Genomic DNA, 18802 nt, shown 5'->3' on the forward strand with positions numbered 1-18802 from the left:
TTCCAAGCGGGAGAATCTTTTACCATGAATAAGTTGTTTTGGGCAGGCTTGTCTGTCGCCTCTGTTGCACTCACCGGGTGCGTGGAAATGGATGAGTCAACTTTAATTACCGATGATAATGGCTATGTGCATCGCACTATTCATTATTTAAGGGATAAGCGCGGCCGTGATTATTTTCCTGTAAAGGCGCCCGCTACCGGCAAAAAACAATTTATTTTTGATCCCAAGGCCTATGCCTGGGCGGCTTACGACGAAGAGGGTAATCGTGTAATGACGGGTGCGGCGTCAGGCGGCCAGGATTTCTGTGAAGATGTGGGCGAGCCTTGCCGTACGGTCACCGGTACGTTCAAAGTTTACAACAAGCGCGGTTTGGAATGCCGTTCCGGTGAATACCCGGTAGATACCAAAGGCGGGGCAAAAATGCCTTATTGCATGTATTTCTACCAGGGTTATACCGTTCATGCGGCTTATGAGGTGCCCTATGGCAATTCCAGCCACGGTTGCGTTCGTGTATTCCCCAGTGCAGCCAAATGGTTAAATGAACAATTCATGACCATCGGCACACAGGTTACTATTCTGCCATATGCCGATGAAGATGAGAAAAAGGTGAATTAAGCCTGAATTTTCAACCTCAAATCCACCACGTCAGCGTGGATGCGAACCCGTCCGGTTGTAAAGGGGATGGGTTGATTATTCACGTTGACCGTATTATTAAACAGGGTTTTGGAAAAAACTCTGGCATACAGTAATTCCACCGTTGCGTTTTTGCCAATTCGGTAATCGGCCGCCAACCCGCCAAAGTAAATGGTATCGGACGGGAAATTAATGGTTCGCAGGCGATCCTGCTCGGGGCCATTATCCTGAATGGCAATGAATGTTAAGCCCAGTTTTTCAGACATCTGACGACGCAGAGCGCCGGCGAAAGCCCAGGAGGGATCATACTTCATGACAAAGGTGAAATCAGGTCCCACCGGCGGCGGGGCGGCTGTATTGCGGATTTTGGCAAACTGATTCGCATTCCATTCCGTACGGAAGGCCTGCAAACTCACCAGCCACGTGGGATTGAAAATATGCACGTAATTAAAAATAGTCGTGGCTGGCATGCGGAAATTGAATTGCAGGTTGGGATTGACCATGCCATTGAGCAAACTTTCCCCTTTGGTTTTTTGTTTAATCGAAGCGTAATAGGCCAAGCCAAAGAAATTGGTCTGATTTATCATGTAGTACAAGCCGGTGTTATACCCCACGCCAAAACCGGCGGTGCGGTTAATCAGTGTGCTGGATTGAGTTGGGCTAATCGGCAGTGCCCAGTTGGTTTCATTGTTTTTCAGGAAATTAAAGTTCAAGCCGCCGCCAGCATACAGTTTGGGGGTAATACTGTAAGAAAAACGCGGGCTGACGTCGACATCGGTCATTAAGGTTTCGGTGGAGGCATAGCGGGTAAAGTCGCGCGCGCCCCAAACCAGGTTGGAATGGAAGGGTTCGGTGATATCCACCGCAAAAACCATTTTACTGTCCACGCGTTTGGCAATGCGGCCATAAGGCAGAAGACTGACCCGCTTGGAGTCGCTGCTGCCGTTGCCGTATTGAAAGGTATTAAAATTTAACACACTTCCTGAAAAGCGGGCATCAATATAAAAACCGCTGCCGCCGATAATGACTTCATTTTTTTTGACTTTGAATAACTCAGCCGGGTTGCTGTAGCTGATGCCGGCAAAATATTGTAAGACGTTGGCTTGAGTACTGAAACTGGCTAAACAACAAACGGTAATGATTGGATAGCGCATAATGATCTCATAAAAAGGGAAGCGCATTCATCCGGAATGCGCTTCGAGATTACTTTTATTGATTAGTGGCTGGATTGGTGGTTGTTTGAGCTGGTTGCGGCGTCGGAGTAGCCGAATCTGTCGCCGTGGCATCGGTGGGGGCATTGGTCATGGGTTGCCGCGGCATGGCAATCATTTGCATGATGCCGAGGTCGCCCGTGATTTTACGGCCCACAATCAGACTCAAGGTTAAGGGCTGGTTTAATTTTTCTTTCTCATTTTGATAAACGACCTGCAAAGGCAGCGTAACTTTCCATTGGTTGTCTTTTATCGCAGTCACCGTGGGCGTGCCATCGACCATGCTGCTCACCGTCAGTTTTTCCGTACGGATAGCATTGAGATTGCCGGATTTTTGCAGGGCGTCATTGAAACTTTGCCATCCCTGATCCGTGAAACAATTTTTTAACGCGGACAATTGCGTATCAATGGTATTGAAATCGAAATCAAAGGCCTGTTCGGCTGCATGTTCAGCCCACTTGGAGACCAAGGCCTCTTCGATGGTTGTCGTTGTCGCCGGGATTTTATAATTGCAATCCAGATTAGTGGGTGCAACGGCGGCTGAAGGTTGCGTCACGGTTACCGGTTGTGTTGTCGTATTCTGATTCTGAGTTTCAGGCTGAACCGTCGGTTGAGTGGTCGATTGCGGGTAGCCGGAGGTAGTCGGTTGGGTAGCGCCGGGGGTTGTCGGTTGCGGTGTGCCTGACGTGCTCGGCTGTGTGGCCTGAGTTGGCAGCGGTTGCTGGGTTCCCGATGTGGTGGGTTGGGTCGCACCCGGCGTAGTGGGTTGCGGGACACCGGAACTTATAGGTTGGGTGATATTCGTGTTGGGCTGGGTCGTCCCTTCCGTGGGGGTATTAGAACCCTGAATCGGGGGTGGAGTTGTTGTTACCGTTGCGGGATCGGCCGCGTTGACGTAATCTGATGTGCCTAAAATAGTCAGTAATCCTGCACACAGCATGGATTTTTTCATTCGTAACACTCCTTGCATTAATTAAATTCGAGAAGATGGGCCGCAAGTGCTGCGCCCAATCGGGCCGTCTTTTGTCCCTGATCAAGCGAGGGCGATAATTCGGCTATGTCGATACTTACCACTTTGCCAGTTTGCGTAATGTATTTCAACAGGGGTAAAACCTGCCAGGGGGTTAAACCCAAGGCTTGAGGCGCACTGACCCCGGGAGCAAAACTTTCGGCAAACACATCAAGACAAACGGACAAATAAATCGCTTCGTGATTCAGCATAAAATCATCCAGAAAGGCCGTTTGCCAGGCGAAGCTGTTTTGACTCATTTGTGCCGCCGTCAGATAGGAGACTTTATACTTATTGGCCAGGCTAAACAAGCTTTCTGTATTGGCCAAAGGCTGGATTCCGAGACAGCAATAATCAAAGGGACGTTGTTTTTGCTGACAATATTCAGCGATTTGTTGAAAGGGCGTACCCGACGTACTGCCCTGGTGGGGGATGCGCAAATCAAAATGGGCGTCAAAATTAATGATGCCAAGTCGCGGGTAATGCCGGCTCAGTCCCTGATAATGTCCCCAGGCTATTTCATGGCCGCCGCCTAAAGCCAGGGTTTTAAAGCCTCGCTGATGGCAATAATCAAGCAGTGCGGCCAATTGCTGTTGGCCCTGTTCCAACTCGCTTCTGGGTGCAATGTCGCCGACATCAAAGATTGACAACGGGGAGTGGCAGGCCAGTTTGGCCAGTTCCTGACGAAGACATTGAGGGCCCTGGCTTGCGCCGGTGCGCCCGAGATTGCGGCGGATGCCCTCATCACTGGCAAAACCTGCAATCACAGTACCCGGTTGGTCAGGAAGCGATCGCGACTGAATATCAATGCAGGTCACATGCTGGAAAAAACGCTCCCCGGCTAAACTGTCGGTTCGCCCTTGCCGCCAGAGTGAGGGGCTTGGGGGTATATAATGGGAAATGCCGGCTAACATCCTGTCTCCTTGGATACTGTATCTCACCATGATAAAGGGTATGCGCTTTTTTTTAAATTGCGGCGTTAAAGACAATTCGTGCTTAGCCAAACCAGGTCTGCTATCATCTGCAATTTGATTACACCCGGAGAGGACCATGTTTGTCATTACAGGTGCCGGCAGCGGCATTGGTCGTGCCCTGGCCTTTGAGCTCGCCAGTCGTGGAAAATCCGTGTTGGCGATAGGACGTCGAGAGCAGCAATTAGCCGAAACCGCGCAGTTTTCCTCGTTGATTATAGGCTGTAATGCCGATGTGTCCACTAGCGAAGGCCGAGCCCGTATTACCGCGGCTTTAAATCACGTGCCGTTAATTGAAGGCTTGGTCCACAATGCCGGCATGATTGAGCCCATCATGCCGATATCCGTGATTGATGAAGCGGCCTGGGAGCAAACGCTCGCCACTAACCTCAATGCTCCGCTTTTCTTGAGCCAGGCGTTATTGCACAAACTTCAAGGTGGTCGCGTTTTGCACATTGGCTCTGGCGTGGCTTATTTTCCAGTAAGCGGCTGGGCGGCTTATTGTGTTTCCAAAGCCGGGCTTTCGATGCTGACGCGCTGCTGGCAGCTTGAATGTGAAAAAACGGCTTTTGCCAGCGTCATGCCAGGCATCATTGATACCGACATGCAGCGGCTCATTCGCGAGTCGCAATTCATGGAAAGCGAGAAAGTTGATTTCTTTAAAAACCTGTATGAGCAAAACCGCCTGGTTTCAGTGGAAACAGTCGCTGCGTTCTTAGCCTGGCTGCTGCTTGAGATTAATCCACTCACTTATGTGTCACAAGAATGGGATATTTATGACAAGTCCCATCATGCGTCCTGGTTATTCCCACCCCACCATGTGCCGGAGTGGGAATAATCATGACCTGCGACATCCTGTTAATGAATGTTACAACCATTAACGCCGGCGGCGAAGAACAGGCGGCTCAAGCCATTGCCATTGCCGATGGGCGCATATGCTGGTGCGGTGCGGCAGACGGTTTGCCCGCCCATTATCGGCAGGCGAGACAAATTGAAGATTGCCAGGGCCAACTGGTGACGCCGGGTTTGATCGATTGCCACACCCATGTGGTTTACGCTGGAAACCGGGCAGATGAATTTAAAAAACGCCTGCAGGGTGCGACTTATGCAGAAATTGCTGCGGCAGGCGGCGGGATTGTATCCACCGTAAAACAGACACGTGCCGCCTCCGAGCAGGAATTGCTGGAACAATCGTTGCAGAGGCTTAAGGCCATGCAGCAGCAGGGTATTACCACGGTCGAGATTAAATCGGGCTATGGCCTTGATTTGCAAAATGAACTGAAAATGCTGCGGGTCGCCCGCCGTCTTGGGCAATTGACCGGTATGCGAGTGAAGACGACCTTTTTAGGGGCCCATGCGGTTCCTTTAGAATACAAGGGCAACGCCCAGGGCTATGTGAATTATCTCATCAACGAAGTGTTGCCGGCGGCAGTTGATTCAGGTCTGGTGGATGCAGTGGATGTATTCTGCGAAACCATCGGTTTTACCCTGCAGCAAACCGAGCAGATTTATTTAAAAGCCCAGGAATTGTCTTTGCCCATCAAATGCCATGCTGAACAATTGTCCCTGCTGGGTGCCAGTCAACTGGCTGCCCGTATGGGGGCCTTGTCCTGTGATCATCTGGAATACCTGGACAAAGACGGCGCCGCAGCCATGGCGCGTCAGGGTACCGTGGCGGTATTACTGCCCGGAGCGTTTTATTTTCTAGGCGAAAAAAAAGCACCGCCCGTCGACCTCTTGCGGCAGGCCGGTGTGGGGATGGCCGTGGCCACAGATTGCAATCCCGGCTCGTCGCCCACGACATCCCTGCTGCTCATGTTAAGCATGGCTTGCCGGTTTTTTTCACTGACGGTGCAGGAGGCGCTGGCTGGCGTGACCTTTCAGGCGGCTCGCGCTTTGGGCCTCGCTGATGAACTGGGCAGTATTCAAATCGGTTTGCAGGCGGATCTGGTCCAATGGTCCGTCAATGACAGCGCGGTTTTGTGTTATCATTTTGGTTTCCCTGTACCGCAACGAACCATGATTGCGGGCAAGTGGCTTACTCATTCAACAACGACACAGGAGCTTCAGGCATGAAAAAATTTATTCTTATTGCGTTGTTAGCCGCAGGCACGGCCGGAGCTGCTTCCCCGCAACCGCATGCGGTTACGCTGAAAGCCGTGACCATTAAAAATGAAAATGCCAAACAGGTTATTGATATCCAGTACCCCCAGGGATTTGCCAATCCGCAAATTAATGCGACCATTGAACACCTGATTCAAACTATCCGGCAATCGTTTGAAAAACCGGATCCGGATGCGCAAAATCTCCCGGCTGATGTACCGGGCAAAGATGGTTTGACCATTACCTATAAGGTAGCCTTTGAAAATAAGCAGGCTGTCAGCGTCCTGTTCTCCATCTCAGCCTATCGTCGTGGCGCCGCGCACCCCAATAATACCGTCCAGACCCTGAATTTTATCAATGGCAAACCCGTTAGCCTGGCTGAATTATTTAAAGAAAACACCAACGCCCTGCAAACGATGGCTGATTATTCTTATGAAGCGATTAAAAAGAAAGCCATCAATGAGGATGAGCAGTGGTTACGGGAGGGGACCAAGGCGGTCGCGGATAATTACAAAAACTGGTACTTCAACTCAAAGGGTATTTCCATCGTATTTGATCCCTATCAAGTGGCAGCCTATGTGTATGGACCGCAAACAGTCACAATTCCTCTGGCGGTCATGCAAGACGCCATGCGTTCTGATGTAACCAAAGCGGTGTGGGGTAATTAATGACAACGAATGGTTCGTATATCCGTGCGGATGAAAAGATAGCGGAGTTAACCGTACGCAGTGTCATTCTCGCCATTGTTTTGACGGTGCTTTTGGCGATGTCTAATGCATATCTCGCATTAAAATTGGGCATTTTAACGTCGGCATCCATTCCTGCAGCCATTATTTCCATGGGCATTTTGCGTCTGTTTAAAAATGCGACCATTCTTGAAAACAATGCGGTGCAAACGGCCGCTTCGGCGGGCGAGGCTGTGGCAGGGGGCATTGTTTATACGATTCCGGCGTTGATTATTATCCAGTATTGGCAAGGTTTTGATTACCTGACTAACTTTTTTATAGCTGTCTGCGGCGGCATACTCGGCGTGCTGTTTTCAATTCCTCTGCGCCGGGTATTGGTCAATGAGCCTGTGTTGCGTTTTCCGGAGGGTCGTGCCATTGCTGAAGTTTTAAAATCGTCGGCGGAGCGCTCGGGCATTAAGGATATCTTCATTGGCGGGGCGATTGGCGGTTTACTGGAGCTGTTGCAAACCGGGTTTAAAATCATCGCCAGTAACTGGAGTTTCTGGTTTGTCGCCAAGCGCTCGCTCTTCGGGTTTGGGGCCGGTTTTTCAGCGACAATGATAGGCGCCGGTTACTTGGTCGGGCATGAAATGGCCATTTGCATTTTTTTGGGCGCCATTATTTCCTGGTTGGTGGCTTTACCCATTGCCAGTCAGTTTTATCCTCAATTTGTTGCCCATTACCCGGCCCAGAAGGCCGCTGTCATGTTGTGGAACAGTGAAATGCGATACATGGGCATTGGCGCCATGCTGTTTGCAGGGACCTGGACTTTCCTGAAATTAATTAAGCCCTTGGCGAAAAGCATGCACATTTCCTTTCGTGCCTTCATGGCTAAAAATCACGCGGAATCCCAGTTACCGCGGACCGATCGTGATATTCCCATGCCCTATATTTTAATCGGGATCTTAATCATGGCCGCGGTGCTGTTTTTATTCTTTCAATTCATTTTTCCTTTAGACGAGGCAGGCCTTGACAGTGATTTTGCCCCAACCCTGGTTTTTGCAGCCGTCATTTATGTTTTAGTCATCGGCTTTTTGTTTTCAGTGATAACCGGGTATTTTTCCGGCATGGTTGGGGTGACGGCAAGTCCTGGCAGTTCCGTCGTAATTGCAGGTATGCTGTTTGCAGCCTGGTTGCTGTTAACCATTGTCAACAATACCCTGCCTTTGCCGCTCACCAATGGGCAAATCCGGGCGGCGGAAGCCATCACCATTATTATCGGTTCAGTGGTGACCGGCATTGCGGCCATTGCCAATGACAATACCCAGGATTTAAAAGTCGGCCAACTGGTCGGGGCGACACCCTGGCGTCAACAGGTGATGTTGTTATTGGGGGTCGTGATTTCTTCCCTGGTAATCCCACCCGTCATGCAAATTCTTTTTGATGTATATGGCATTGCCGGGGTCATGCCTCATGAAGGCATGGATCCCGGTCAATCCTTACCGGCACCCACAGCGGCCTTGATGGCAGCGATTACCGAAGCAGTTTTTCGTAATACCTTGCCCTGGACGATGATGTTTGTCGGCGCAGCCATTATCCTGTCCCTTATCATCATTAACCGGGTGTTTCGTTTGGAACGGTTTATCCATATTTCCATTCTGGGTGTCGCAATTGGCATGTATTTACCCATTGCCTCATCGTTTCCTCTGTTCTTGGGCGGGATGATTGCACTTTTCGTACGTTGGCAACTCACGCGCAAAGCCATTATTGGCGAGGAACGAAATCAGCGCAAACAAACGGGTGTGTTAATTGCCTGCGGGCTGGTGGCCGGTTCTGCCCTGGTCGATGTGATTTTAGCGGTTCCATTCTCTATTTTGCATACGCCAGATGCCTTAAGTATTGTCAGTGATGGTTGGCAAGCCTATGGCATTGTGCTCGGCATGGTATCCAGCTTGCTGTTAGCCTGGTGGATACAGCATCGTGTCGTCAGAAACGGCCATCCCTCAAAAGCAGAATAGAGGATTTGATAGTATACTGATACTAACTTGGATAAGGACAGCCAGGATCATGATATGGCAAGCCGCGGCGAATGGGTTAAACACAATCTGCTGTTAATCATTGGTTTGGTATTGCCAGTCTTGCTGATGGTTATCTTCATGCTGTCAACCCTGATTCCGACGGTTGTCCGCGATCCGCCGCGTTATGATATGGTTTTTGCCATCCAGGATTATTCCTCCAGTGCCGCCGCACCGGTTAACGTTAACCTGGTGGTTAAAAACGGGATTCTGACGGCGCAATACACGAAAAGTGCCAACGTCAATGCCTATGGCTGGAAAAAACTGTATCTGTATGAGGCAAAAACCCAGACAGTGCGTGAATTAGCGTTTCCGTTTCCAAGCAACGCTCAAACCATGCAAGGCATGGTGGAGCAGCCTGTGGACGCAACAAAGGGAATGAAACTGGATACAACACTTCAATCGCCGGACGGCTATCAATTGTCTTATCGTGGCTATTCCAATTCGGGCGGGTTATTTGGTCAATTATTATGGGGGGGTAGTTACAATAACCAGGCGTGCCTTCGTAAGGGTGGCCAGTGCATCAAACTTCTGGGCAGTGATAACCGTGGTTATTATTATCCCGGTTATGTGCAATTCATTGGTTGGGTCATACCATGAACCGCGATGAGGCTTTAACCGAAATCGTGACGATTGCCAAACGGCATCATTTAACCCCTGATGAAATCGCTTCTGCCTTCAAATCCCCGCTTAAGCAGCAACAGGAGGAAGCATCCAGCCAAATCCTTAAAAACATGCTGGGTTACCTGGGCGGCATTTTAATCTTCGCCGGGATTTGTATTTTCATCGCCATGAAATGGTCGGATATCACCGTACCGAGCCGCATCATGCTGACCTTGGGCGTTGGCTTTTGCCTTTTTGTCATGGGCATTACCTGTACGCGTTTTATCCATTATGAGCGGGCCGCTACGCCACTGTTTTTGATTGCGGCCTTACTCCAACCCATTGGTATCGCTGTTTTTCTAAGCGAATACGCCGAAGTCGACAACCCCTCCAAAGGGGTGTTATTGGTCAGTTTGATTTTCATGCTGCAGCAGGGATTAGTCTTTTTGGCCACGCGAAAAACAGTCTTGCTGTTCACCACAGTCATGTTCAGTTTAAGTTTTTTCGTTGCCGCTTTTGATTTGCTCGAGGTGCCTTACCGTACAGCCTGGCTGGTGCTTAGCGTCTCACTGCTTTGTGTTACCTGGGTTATTAATCATTCACCCTATCAGGCCATTGCGTCCCTGCTGTTTTTTATTGCCTCATTGGCTTTTTTTACTGTCACGTTCGATATCGTCCGAAATGAGCCTTATGAAATTTTCTACCTGGGACTCACCTGTGCCATGATTTTCGTGGCCATAGCGGCTAAAAACCGTACGCTGCTGGTGATTTCGACTCTGGCAACCTTATTATACATTGGTTATTTTACCGGCAAGCATTTCCCGGATACTCTGGGCTGGCCCATCACCTTAATCATCATTGGCGTGATTCTTATCCTTATCAGCTCGTTAGTGATTAAGTTAAATCAGAAATACATTACTGGCACGGACCGGTCATGATTTACCAACCATCATAGGGACGGTGCTTTTTAATTTCTTCGCCTTCACCGCGATGATAATGTAAACGGGTAACCAATTCGCCTGATTTTTTATCCCAAAAAGGATGGTAATCCACACCAGCCAGGCGCTTCTTGCCCTGATAAAAATTGAAGCCTCCGCCCCCGCGTTTGTAAAATTCAAGTGCAACACGGTAATTGCCTTTGCGCATGGAACTATACAGGGCTAATGACAAGGTTAAAAAAGCGGCAGGGGCATAAACAACGGGTGAAAAACTGTCTATTTTTTCTTCTTGCTTATCTTGCATACAGGAACTCGGTTTAAAAAAAGATGCTATTTTAAACAATTTGCCCGCTTAATTCACCATCAACGATAAAATAGCCAGCAAGGCCGATGGGCGGTTTTATCCATGCACGAGGCGGTATATAATTTTAAAAATCGACGTTTGGGATAATCACGCTGATGAAGTTTGATTGCTTGGTTCTAGGTGCTGGCATTATAGGGGTGTCTGTGGCGGCCCATCTGCAAAAACGGGGGCAAGCTGTAGCCTTGGTGGATGTCAAATACCCGGGCAGTGAAACCTCGTATGGCAATGCCGGATTAATTCAGCGCGAGGGGGTCTATCCCTATGCGTTTCCCCGCGACATGGCTTTATTCGCTAAATACGCGCTGAACCGCTCCCCGGATGTACATTATCATTGGCGAGATCTGGTAAGGCTCGCTCCCTTTCTATGGAAGTACTGGTTTTATTCCAAACCCTCACGTCATGCAGCGATTGCACGTGATTATGCGACCCTCATCGAGCATAGTGTGAAGGAGCATCATGCCCTGGCTGACAGTGCCGGTTGTCGGCAGGCATTAAAAAGCGGAGGTTGGCTTAAGCTGTTTAGAACAGCCAGGCGACAAGACAGTGAAACCCGTTTCACTGAACGCCTGATGGCCGAGTTTGGCGTGCAGTTTGATGCGCTGGATGCCCCGGCGCTGCAACGGCTCGAGCCTCATCTTAAGCATTCATTATTAGGTGCCTTACGCTATAGCGGTGCAGAAACAGTTAATGACCCCAAGGCGTTGGTAGCAGGATATGCCGCCTATTTTGAACGATTGGGAGGACGCTTTTTTCTGGGGGATGCGTTTTCTTTAGCCGAAGGTTGGCGTCTGCAGACCGAAGAGGGCATCATCCGGGCTGACTCGGTAGTCATCTGCCTGGGGCCGTGGTCCCAAATCCTGTGTGCACGTTTAGGTTATCGTTTTCCGCTGGGGATAAAACGAGGCTATCATATGCATTACGGCAAAGAAGAAGGTACTTTTCTCCATCATCCGGTATTGGATGTTGAGCAAGGGTATTTGCTCGCTCCCATGACGCAAGGTATTCGTTTGACGACCGGTGCTGAATTTGCCCGGCTTGATGCGCAAAGAACACCCTTACAATTGCAGGCCGTTGAACCGGTGGCTCGTCAACTGTTCCCCATTACGGAAAGACTGGAAGCCTCCCCCTGGATGGGATGCAGGCCGTGCACGCCGGATATGTTGCCGATCATCGGTTCTGCTCCGCGTCACGCCAAATTGTGGCTCGCTTTTGGTCATGGGCACCATGGTTTGACATTGGGGCCAGTTACCGGACGGTTGCTGGCTGAAATGCTGCTTCAGGAAGAGCCTCTGCTGAATCCCGCGCCATTCAGCCCGCAACGTTTTTGCAAATCCAGGTGAAGGCTAAACTTATTCTTCGTGTTCCATCACGTGGTCTGTCGCGTCGGTCACGCCGCTTTCATGTGCACAATGCGCACAGCAAAAATACTTGCCTCCTGCTTCCACACCATGGCCGATGATGCGGCAGGAGCAATGTGAGCATATCGGGGCCAACTTTTGAATGGCGCATTCAAAGGAATCAAACAGATAACGGGTTCCCTGTTGGCGAACCTCAAAGCAATTGTGGTAATGATTACCGCAAACGATACACTGGTCCATGTGTTTCTCCTTGGTTTATAATGCTGGGGTTTTGACTGCATGAAGAACAAGCTCTTTAAGCGCCTGTTCACTGTATTGGGTGTAATCCTTTTGTATGAGACGATACAGTCCATTTAAGGCCGTTTTATTGAGTACTTTATCGAGCATCCCCCAGAATGTGGATGGGGCGATAATAATCAGTTTCGTGCCATTGTGTATGGTCTCATTGATATAATGACCCAACTCCTGAGCAAATTTATTTTTTTCCACCTTTTTGGGATCGCTACGGTATTCATACGCCCCGCCCGTGCCATAATCACTTTGATAATGCCCGGGGCGATCGGCAATCAATTCGCTTCGCTTTTCCTGACTTTCCGGGTGGACAAATACGTTTTTTAATGAAAAAATCGTGTTGGAATTTTGCAATTTCAGTACATAAAAATTGGCTTTTGAGGCGTTAGCAACAAGCACCAAAAAATTATCCATAATTATTCTCCTGTTTTCTATTATTTCTTTTTATGATTTTTTTAGCGAAAATAATAGTAATTGTTCAGGTAAGTATTTGACTAAAATAGCATTTCTTAATAAGACAAAAGCCACACGAGGTGGCTTTTGTGAAGTTCGTCGAGACATGAAGTCTCGCGTATCCTTCATTTTTAGTATAGTTCACGAGAATGATTTTGTCCAAAAAATATACAAAATATTTTGCAAAAGTAGCGTTAATCTCCGTGAAAAGGTGTTAACCAATTGCTTTTTTTATACGCTGTTATCACGATAAAATAAGATAATTTTTCGTTAAAAAGGAATCAAGGATGACCAGTGTGCAGTTGATGGATAACCTCAATACCAATCCTGCTTTTATTTATGTAATCGGGCGAAGCACTATTTTATTTTTACTGGGTATTCTTATTATTCGTTACGGGAACAGGCGATATAGTCTGCGAACCACGTTTGATTACCTGTTAATCATCATCCTGGGCGGCCTCATCAGCCGAGGTATTCATGGTTCGCCTTCATTATTATCGACAGTGACTGCACTACTCACCCTTATTTTTTTACACCGCCTGATAGCGGTAGTGACGTGTTATTCTAAAAATCTGGAGCGATTTTTTAAGGGCAGGCCACGAGTCTTGATTGAACAGGGTGAGTTGTGCGACAAGGAATTGAGGCGTACGCACATTACCACCGAGGATCTGCTGAGCGAACTGCGCAGCCAATTGCATTGCGATGATTTTAAACAAATCAAACGCGCTTATCTTGAAGGAGGCGGTCGAATTACCTTTGTCCGTTTTTAAGGACAGGTCTTGATCAACGTGTCGGGTACAACAAGGTTCTCGACGACGTGCTGTGCTTTATGCACAGCATCCATCGGAAGGTGAATCAAGAGGTCTGGATTCCGCGCATAAAACGCGCGAAATTAGGCAAATAGCCAAATGCCTCTACACCAGAAAAGACAATAGGACTTATAAGGTCTCTATTGTCTTTTGATGAGCGAGGAGTTTATCTTTGGCTGTTTTTGCCTGAGTGAGTTTCTCCTTTTCTTTGGCAATGATGTCAGCCGGGGCCTTGTCGGCAAAGTTAGGATTATTCAGCTTGCTTTCAGCCAGCTGAATGTCCTTATCCAGTTTACCGATTTCCTTTTGCAGACGAGACAACTCCGCATTTTTATCAATCAAGCCGGCCATGGGGATTAACAATTCCAGACTACCAACGACCGCAGAAGCCGAGACTGGAATCGGTTCATTCTCGCTTAAGAAATGAATATTGGTGAGTTTGCCTAAAGACAGAAGAATGGACGCGTATTTGTCCAGTCGGCTTTTGATGACATCATCGGCATTTTTTAAATGCAGAGAAATTAATTTAGCCGGTGAAATCGACATTTCGCTTCGAATGGTACGAATCGATTGAATCACGTCTTTCAGCCATTCAAGCTCTGCTTCCAGTTCGTCATTGATGTAGTTCTCCGCCACCTGGGGATAAGCGCTCAGCATCAGACTCTCGCCGCTTTCACCGTTTTGGCTGATTAATTTACCGGTGCGCTGCCATATTCCTTCTGTAATAAAAGGCATAATCGGATGCAGCAGGCGTAGAATCTGATCAAGGACATGAATTAACGTCCGGCGAGTGCCTCGCTTCATGGCGGCCAAAGCCTGTTCCGCATACAGGACCGGCTTGGATAATTCCAGATACCAGTCGCAGTATTCATGCCAGACAAAGTCATACAGGGCATTGGCCAGCAAATCAAAGCGGTAGGTTTCATAATAATGATTGGTCTCTGCAATGGTGCGTTGCAGGCGTGACAAAATCCATAGATCCGCCGGACTGTATTGGAATGCGCCATCGCCGAGATCAATCTGATCTTCGTCGGTATTCAGCAGCACGTAGCGTGCGGCATTCCATAATTTATTGCAGAAATTACGATACCCTTCCACGCGCCCCATATCAAAGCGAACATTGCGACCGGTGGATGCCAGTGAACAAAACGTGAAGCGCAGTGCATCAGTTCCGTAAGCGCTTATGCCTTCTGGAAATTCCTTGCGGGTGGCTTTGGCGATTTTATCGCGCAGGGAGGGCAGCATCATGTTGGATGTGCGCTTGGCGACCAAGCTTTCCAGATCGATGCCGTCAATGATGTCAATGGGATCAAGGACATTACCCTTGGATTTCGACATTTTTTTGCCTTCGCTGTCGCGGATTAAGCCGGTGATGATGACGTCCTTGAACGGTATTTTGCCCGTGAATTTGAGTCCCATCATGATCATGCGGGCGACCCAGAAGAAAATGATGTCAAAGCCGGTGACTAAAACCGACGTGGGGTAAAATTGCTCAAATTCCGGGGTGCGCTCTGGCCAGCCTAAGGTAGAGAAAGGCCACAGGGCAGAAGAGAACCAGGTATCAAGGACATCCTCATCCTGTTTCAGCGGCATGGAATCATCAATTTTATATTTAAAGCGGACATCATTCTCGCTGTAACCCACATACACATGCCCATGACTGTCATACCAGGCAGGAATACGATGCCCCCACCAGAGTTGGCGGCTAATGCACCAGTCTTCGATGTTTTCCATCCACTGGAAGTAGGTCTTATTCCAGGCTTCAGGAACGAAGCGGATGTCGCCACATTTAACCACCTCAATCGCGGGCTCTGCCAGCGGTTTGGTTTTGACATACCATTGATCAGTCAACAAGGGCTCAATAATAACGCCTGATTTTTCACCGCGGGGGACCTTGAGTTTATGGGGTTCCGTTTTTACCAATAAACCGGCTGCCTGCAAATCCTTGATGATTTGTTCGCGGGCGACAAAACGATCCATGCCCTGGTAGGCGACAGGGGCGTTTTTATTAATGGTGGCTTTTCGGGTGAAAATATTAATCAGGGGCAGGTCATGGCGTTTGCCGACTTCATGATCATTAAAATCATGAGCCGGCGTGATTTTTACACAGCCGCTGCCAAAGTCTTTTTCTACGTACTCATCGGCGATGACGGGAATTTCCCGATCGCACAGGGGTAAATGCACGGATTGACCAATTAAATGGCGGTAGCGTTCATCGTCAGGATGAACGGCGACGGCGGCATCCCCTAACAAGGTTTCCGGGCGGGTTGTGGCTACTACCAGGGATTCATTGGAGTTGACTACCGGGTAACGGATATGCCATAGAAATCCATCTTCCTCCTCGGCGAGCACCTCAAGATCAGACACGGCAGTGCCGAGTTTTGGATCCCAGTTGACGAGGCGTGTGCCGCGATAAATTAATCCTTCCTCATACAGTTGAATAAACACTTTTTGAACGGCGGCGGACAGGCCTTCGTCCATGGTGAAACGTTCACGGGTCCAATCGACGGATGAGCCGATGCGGCGCATTTGCCGGGTAATCTGGCTGCCTGATTCTTCTTTCCATTGCCAGACTTTTTCAAGAAACTGTTCACGAGACATGTCTTTGCGGGAAAGTCCCTGACTCTCCAATTGCCGTTCGACGACTAACTGGGTGGAAATCCCCGCGTGATCCGTACCCGGTTGCCACAGAGTTTTCGCTCCCCGCATGCGTTGATAGCGGGTCAGGGTATCCATCAACGTATGTTGAAAGCCATGGCCCATATGTAAACTGCCCGTCACATTGGGCGGCGGCAGCATGATGCAATAGCTTTTTCCTTCTCCCTGGGGTTTGAAATAATGCTGACTTTCCCATTTCTCATAGCAAGCCTGCTCGATCGCCTGGGGGGAATACGTCTTATCCATTGGTTTTGCCTGTACTGATAAAATTAAAGATTTTAACATAGTCCATCCGGAAATGAAGACTTAAGGCTACCCAGGGGGAGGTGGCAGTGGTATCGTAGGGCCTTCGTTTAAGGATAGAAAAGGACGAGGATGTTTACTCCCCGAGATGCCGAGCAGCTGTTACTGGCGCAATATCACCTTAAGGCCATTGCCACGCCTTTACCGGGCGAGAGCGATTGCAATTTTCATATCAAAACCGATACCGGTGACGAGTACCTTTTAAAATTATCCAGAGCGCATGGGCAGGATGCCCTCATTCCATTGCAAAACAGCGCTCTGGCCTGGTTGCAGCGTTCACAGAGGCCGTTTGATTTTCCTCAGTTACTGCCTCTGGCAGCAGGTGGTGAAACCGGTCATGCCGTTTCGGCTCAGGGCGAGCCCTGCCATGTTCGTCTCCTGACGTTTATTCAGGGTCAATTGTTGGCAAAAATGCCTTGTTCTACTGCTCTTTTGCATCAACTGGGGCGGCAGGCCGGGTACTTGACCCAGGCGCTCGTACAATTCAGGCATCCAGCTGCCAACCGCCGTTTAAAATGGGATTTAAGACAGGCAGACTGGATTGAAACCGAACTTCAAGCCATTGATGACCCCGAAGATCGACGGCTGGTTTCTGATTTCCTGGCTGAATTTAAGGGGCATACCGCGCCTCTTTTGCCTGATTTGCGGCAAAGCATAATCCATGGCGATTTGAATGATTACAATATCGTTGTGCGTCCGAATCAGATTGGTTTTATTGATTTTGGTGATTTGGTGCAAACAGCCACCATTTGTGAATTGGCGATTGCCTTGGCTTATACCCTGATGCATCGCGACGATCCGCTGGCTGCTGCCATGGAAATGATTCGTGCCTATCATCGGGTTTTCCCGTTAGAGGAGCGGGAAGTTGACGTGCTCTATCATCTGGTTGCCATGAGGCTTTGCGTCAGTGTGGTGAATTCGGCTTTGCGTAAAAAGGAAAATCCTGACAATGCCTATCTCACCATTTCAGAACAACCGGCCTGGACATTGTTAAAGCAGTGGCAAAGCATTGATCCTTCATGGGCATTGCTATGCTTCAGACAGGCATGCGGCTTCCCGGATCAGTTGTTATCCAAACAGGATGCGCTGTTATTCATTCGCAAAAAAGTTATCGCTGACAACGTCGGACTTTCTTATCATCAACCCTTAACGATTGTTCGGGGTGAAGGGGCTTACCTTTATGATGAGACGGGGCGCGCCTATCTCGACTGCGTCAATAATGTATGCCATGTTGGTCATTGCCATCCAAAGGTTGTGGCAGCGGGGCAGCGGCAAATGGCTCTATTAAATACCAACACCCGTTATCTGCATCCTAATCTGATGGATTATGCCAAGCGCCTGCTCGCAACCTTGCCGTTGCCGCTTGAGGTCTGTTTTTTTGTCTCGTCCGGAAGTGAGGCGAACGAACTGGCTTTACGGCTTGCCTATACCCATACACGCCGTCGGCAGACCTGGGTTATTGATCAGGCCTACCATGGCAATACCAGCACGTTAATCAACATCAGTCCATATAAATTCAAGCAACGGGGAGGGTCGGGACAACCGGATTGGGTCGATGTTTTTGCCATGCCGGATCCTCTACGCGGCAACTTGACCCCTCTCCTCCCTCATGGCTCAAAACCCGGGGTATTCATCGCCGAATCCCTGTTAAGCTGCGGCGGGCAGATTGAGTTACCACCTGGTTACCTTCAATCCATTTATACTGCCGTACGCGCCGCAGGCGGCGTGTGCATAGCCGATGAGATTCAGGTTGGCCTTGGGCGAGTCGGATCACACACCTGGGGTTTTGAAACGCAGGGTGTCGTTCCCGATATTGTGACCATGGGTAAACCTCTGGGCAATGGTCATCCAATAGGGGCGGTTGTGACCACGCGTGCAATTGCAGCCTCTTTCAACAATGGCCTGGAGTACTTTAGTACATTCGGTGGCAATCCCGTGTCCTGTGCTATTGGCTTGTCGGTACTTGATGTCATTCACGAGGAAGATTTGCAGGCAAAAGCCTGGTCAACTGGCCATTATCTAAAGCAACGATTACTGGCGCTTAACGATCACTATGAATGCATTGGCGATGTACGCGGTTTGGGGCTGTTTTTAGGTGTGGAGCTGGTAAAACAGGGCGGCAGCGTTGAGCCGGACAGGGAACTCACTGGCAAAGTTGTCAATCGCATGAAAGAGCAGGGCGTGCTGTTAAGCAGCGATGGCCCTTATCATAATGTATTAAAAATTAAACCGCCGCTGGTTTTTGGTTGCGAGGAAGCTGATATTCTGGTGGATAATCTGGACAAGGTTTTGGCGAGCCTGCTCTAATCAAAAGGGTATGTCCAACTGCTTCCTGATTCACCTCGCTGAAGTTGA

Annotated in this window: 17 protein-coding genes; 10 read left to right on the forward strand and 7 right to left on the reverse strand. The window is 49.1% G+C overall.

The features are described 5' to 3' along the window. Nucleotides 1-24: 24 nt before the first annotated feature. Nucleotides 25-615, forward strand: a complete 591-nt coding sequence (locus tag Lery_RS00375; protein WP_058525262.1) for a L,D-transpeptidase — start codon at nt 25-27, stop codon at nt 613-615. Here Lery_RS00375 and Lery_RS00380 read toward each other — a convergent pair. Genes Lery_RS00380 through hutG form a run of 3 tightly spaced genes read right to left on the reverse strand, consistent with a single transcriptional unit; the run spans nt 612 to nt 3767 of the window. Further along, on the reverse strand, nt 612-1787 hold the full coding sequence (locus Lery_RS00380) for an OmpP1/FadL family transporter (RefSeq protein ID WP_058525353.1): 1176 nt from the start codon (nt 1785-1787) through the stop codon (nt 612-614). The two genes, Lery_RS00375 and Lery_RS00380, sit on opposite strands and share 4 nt — an antisense overlap. 55 nt (nt 1788-1842) lie before the next feature. Further along, nucleotides 1843-2796: a DotI/IcmL family type IV secretion protein gene (locus Lery_RS00385; protein WP_058525263.1), complete on the reverse strand. Its 954-nt coding sequence runs from the start codon at nt 2794-2796 to the stop codon at nt 1843-1845. A gap of 17 nt (nt 2797-2813) precedes the next feature. Further along, nucleotides 2814-3767, reverse strand: coding sequence for a formimidoylglutamase (gene hutG / locus Lery_RS00390; protein ID WP_058525264.1), 954 nt, complete (start codon nt 3765-3767; stop codon nt 2814-2816). Nucleotides 3768-3903: 136 nt separating this feature from the next. Here hutG and Lery_RS00395 point away from each other — a divergent pair, with 136 nt between their 5' ends. Genes Lery_RS00395 through Lery_RS00420 form a run of 6 tightly spaced genes read left to right on the forward strand, consistent with a single transcriptional unit; the run spans nt 3904 to nt 10211 of the window. Continuing rightward, a complete protein-coding gene (locus Lery_RS00395) occupies nt 3904-4662 on the forward strand; it encodes an SDR family NAD(P)-dependent oxidoreductase (protein WP_058525265.1) in 759 nt (252 codons plus the stop codon). Next, on the forward strand, nt 4662-5900 hold the full coding sequence (gene hutI / locus Lery_RS00400) for an imidazolonepropionase (RefSeq protein ID WP_131750975.1): 1239 nt from the start codon (nt 4662-4664) through the stop codon (nt 5898-5900). The genes Lery_RS00395 and hutI overlap by 1 nt, the downstream gene beginning before the upstream one ends. Further along, entirely contained in the window at nt 5897-6595 is a 699-nt protein-coding gene (locus Lery_RS00405) for a DUF3298 and DUF4163 domain-containing protein (RefSeq protein ID WP_058525267.1), read from the forward strand. Before hutI ends, Lery_RS00405 begins: the two co-directional genes overlap by 4 nt. Further along, nucleotides 6595-8613, forward strand: coding sequence for an OPT family oligopeptide transporter (locus Lery_RS00410; protein ID WP_058525268.1), 2019 nt, complete (start codon nt 6595-6597; stop codon nt 8611-8613). The genes Lery_RS00405 and Lery_RS00410 overlap by 1 nt, the downstream gene beginning before the upstream one ends. 27 nt (nt 8614-8640) lie before the next feature. Then, a complete protein-coding gene (locus Lery_RS00415; protein WP_131750972.1) occupies nt 8641-9270 on the forward strand; it encodes a hypothetical protein in 630 nt (209 codons plus the stop codon). Continuing rightward, nucleotides 9267-10211: a DUF2157 domain-containing protein gene (locus Lery_RS00420; protein ID WP_058525270.1), complete on the forward strand. Its 945-nt coding sequence runs from the start codon at nt 9267-9269 to the stop codon at nt 10209-10211. The genes Lery_RS00415 and Lery_RS00420 overlap by 4 nt, the downstream gene beginning before the upstream one ends. Before the next feature lies 1 nt (nt 10212). On the opposite strand, the gene Lery_RS00425 is transcribed toward Lery_RS00420, so the two are convergent. Further along, on the reverse strand, nt 10213-10515 hold the full coding sequence (locus Lery_RS00425; RefSeq protein ID WP_058525271.1) for a hypothetical protein: 303 nt from the start codon (nt 10513-10515) through the stop codon (nt 10213-10215). Between the two features lie 155 nt (nt 10516-10670). Here Lery_RS00425 and Lery_RS00430 point away from each other — a divergent pair, with 155 nt between their 5' ends. Continuing rightward, nucleotides 10671-11915 (forward strand): NAD(P)/FAD-dependent oxidoreductase, encoded by a 1245-nt coding sequence (locus tag Lery_RS00430; protein ID WP_058525272.1) that lies wholly within the window; start codon nt 10671-10673, stop codon nt 11913-11915. Nucleotides 11916-11924: 9 nt separating this feature from the next. Here the strand turns inward: Lery_RS00430 and Lery_RS00435 are convergent, their stop codons facing one another. Both Lery_RS00435 and Lery_RS00440 read right to left on the reverse strand, forming a co-directional pair. Continuing rightward, nucleotides 11925-12173, reverse strand: a complete 249-nt coding sequence (locus Lery_RS00435; protein ID WP_058525273.1) for a hypothetical protein — start codon at nt 12171-12173, stop codon at nt 11925-11927. 15 nt (nt 12174-12188) lie between these two features. Further along, the gene (locus Lery_RS00440) at nt 12189-12638 is read right to left on the reverse strand and encodes a host attachment protein (protein ID WP_058525274.1); all 450 of its coding nucleotides are present in this window, start codon (nt 12636-12638) and stop codon (nt 12189-12191) included. Nucleotides 12639-12964: 326 nt separating this feature from the next. On the opposite strand from Lery_RS00440, the gene Lery_RS00445 reads away from it, so the two are divergent. Then, nucleotides 12965-13447: a DUF421 domain-containing protein gene (locus Lery_RS00445; RefSeq protein ID WP_058525275.1), complete on the forward strand. Its 483-nt coding sequence runs from the start codon at nt 12965-12967 to the stop codon at nt 13445-13447. 168 nt (nt 13448-13615) lie between these two features. Here Lery_RS00445 and Lery_RS00450 read toward each other — a convergent pair whose 3' ends face one another. Further along, a complete protein-coding gene (locus tag Lery_RS00450; protein WP_058525354.1) occupies nt 13616-16390 on the reverse strand; it encodes a valine--tRNA ligase in 2775 nt (924 codons plus the stop codon). Nucleotides 16391-16519: 129 nt separating this feature from the next. Here Lery_RS00450 and Lery_RS00455 point away from each other — a divergent pair, with 129 nt between their 5' ends. Next, nucleotides 16520-18754 carry an aminotransferase class III-fold pyridoxal phosphate-dependent enzyme gene (locus Lery_RS00455; protein ID WP_058525276.1) on the forward strand — a complete coding sequence of 745 codons (2235 nt, stop codon included), beginning with the start codon at nt 16520-16522 and terminating at the stop codon, nt 18752-18754. Nucleotides 18755-18802: the final 48 nt, after the last annotated feature.

Source organism: Legionella erythra (assembly GCF_001467615.1).
GTDB lineage: Bacteria > Pseudomonadota > Gammaproteobacteria > Legionellales > Legionellaceae > Legionella_C > Legionella_C erythra.

Bases quoted from the DNA above. Each gene is read 5' to 3' on its own strand.
- Lery_RS00375 (WP_058525262.1), top strand. From the start codon at position 25: ATGAATAAGTTGTTTTGGGCAGGCTTGTCTGTCGCCTCTGTTGCACTC.
- Lery_RS00380 (WP_058525353.1), bottom strand. From the start codon at position 1,787: ATGCGCTATCCAATCATTACCGTTTGTTGTTTAGCCAGTTTCAGTACT.
- Lery_RS00385 (WP_058525263.1), bottom strand. From the start codon at position 2,796: ATGAAAAAATCCATGCTGTGTGCAGGATTACTGACTATTTTAGGCACA.
- hutG (WP_058525264.1), bottom strand. From the start codon at position 3,767: ATGTTAGCCGGCATTTCCCATTATATACCCCCAAGCCCCTCACTCTGG.
- Lery_RS00395 (WP_058525265.1), top strand. From the start codon at position 3,904: ATGTTTGTCATTACAGGTGCCGGCAGCGGCATTGGTCGTGCCCTGGCC.
- Lery_RS00405 (WP_058525267.1), top strand. From the start codon at position 5,897: ATGAAAAAATTTATTCTTATTGCGTTGTTAGCCGCAGGCACGGCCGGA.
- Lery_RS00410 (WP_058525268.1), top strand. From the start codon at position 6,595: ATGACAACGAATGGTTCGTATATCCGTGCGGATGAAAAGATAGCGGAG.
- Lery_RS00420 (WP_058525270.1), top strand. From the start codon at position 9,267: ATGAACCGCGATGAGGCTTTAACCGAAATCGTGACGATTGCCAAACGG.
- Lery_RS00425 (WP_058525271.1), bottom strand. From the start codon at position 10,515: ATGCAAGATAAGCAAGAAGAAAAAATAGACAGTTTTTCACCCGTTGTT.
- Lery_RS00430 (WP_058525272.1), top strand. From the start codon at position 10,671: ATGAAGTTTGATTGCTTGGTTCTAGGTGCTGGCATTATAGGGGTGTCT.
- Lery_RS00435 (WP_058525273.1), bottom strand. From the start codon at position 12,173: ATGGACCAGTGTATCGTTTGCGGTAATCATTACCACAATTGCTTTGAG.
- Lery_RS00440 (WP_058525274.1), bottom strand. From the start codon at position 12,638: ATGGATAATTTTTTGGTGCTTGTTGCTAACGCCTCAAAAGCCAATTTT.
- Lery_RS00445 (WP_058525275.1), top strand. From the start codon at position 12,965: ATGACCAGTGTGCAGTTGATGGATAACCTCAATACCAATCCTGCTTTT.
- Lery_RS00450 (WP_058525354.1), bottom strand. From the start codon at position 16,390: ATGGATAAGACGTATTCCCCCCAGGCGATCGAGCAGGCTTGCTATGAG.
- Lery_RS00455 (WP_058525276.1), top strand. From the start codon at position 16,520: ATGTTTACTCCCCGAGATGCCGAGCAGCTGTTACTGGCGCAATATCAC.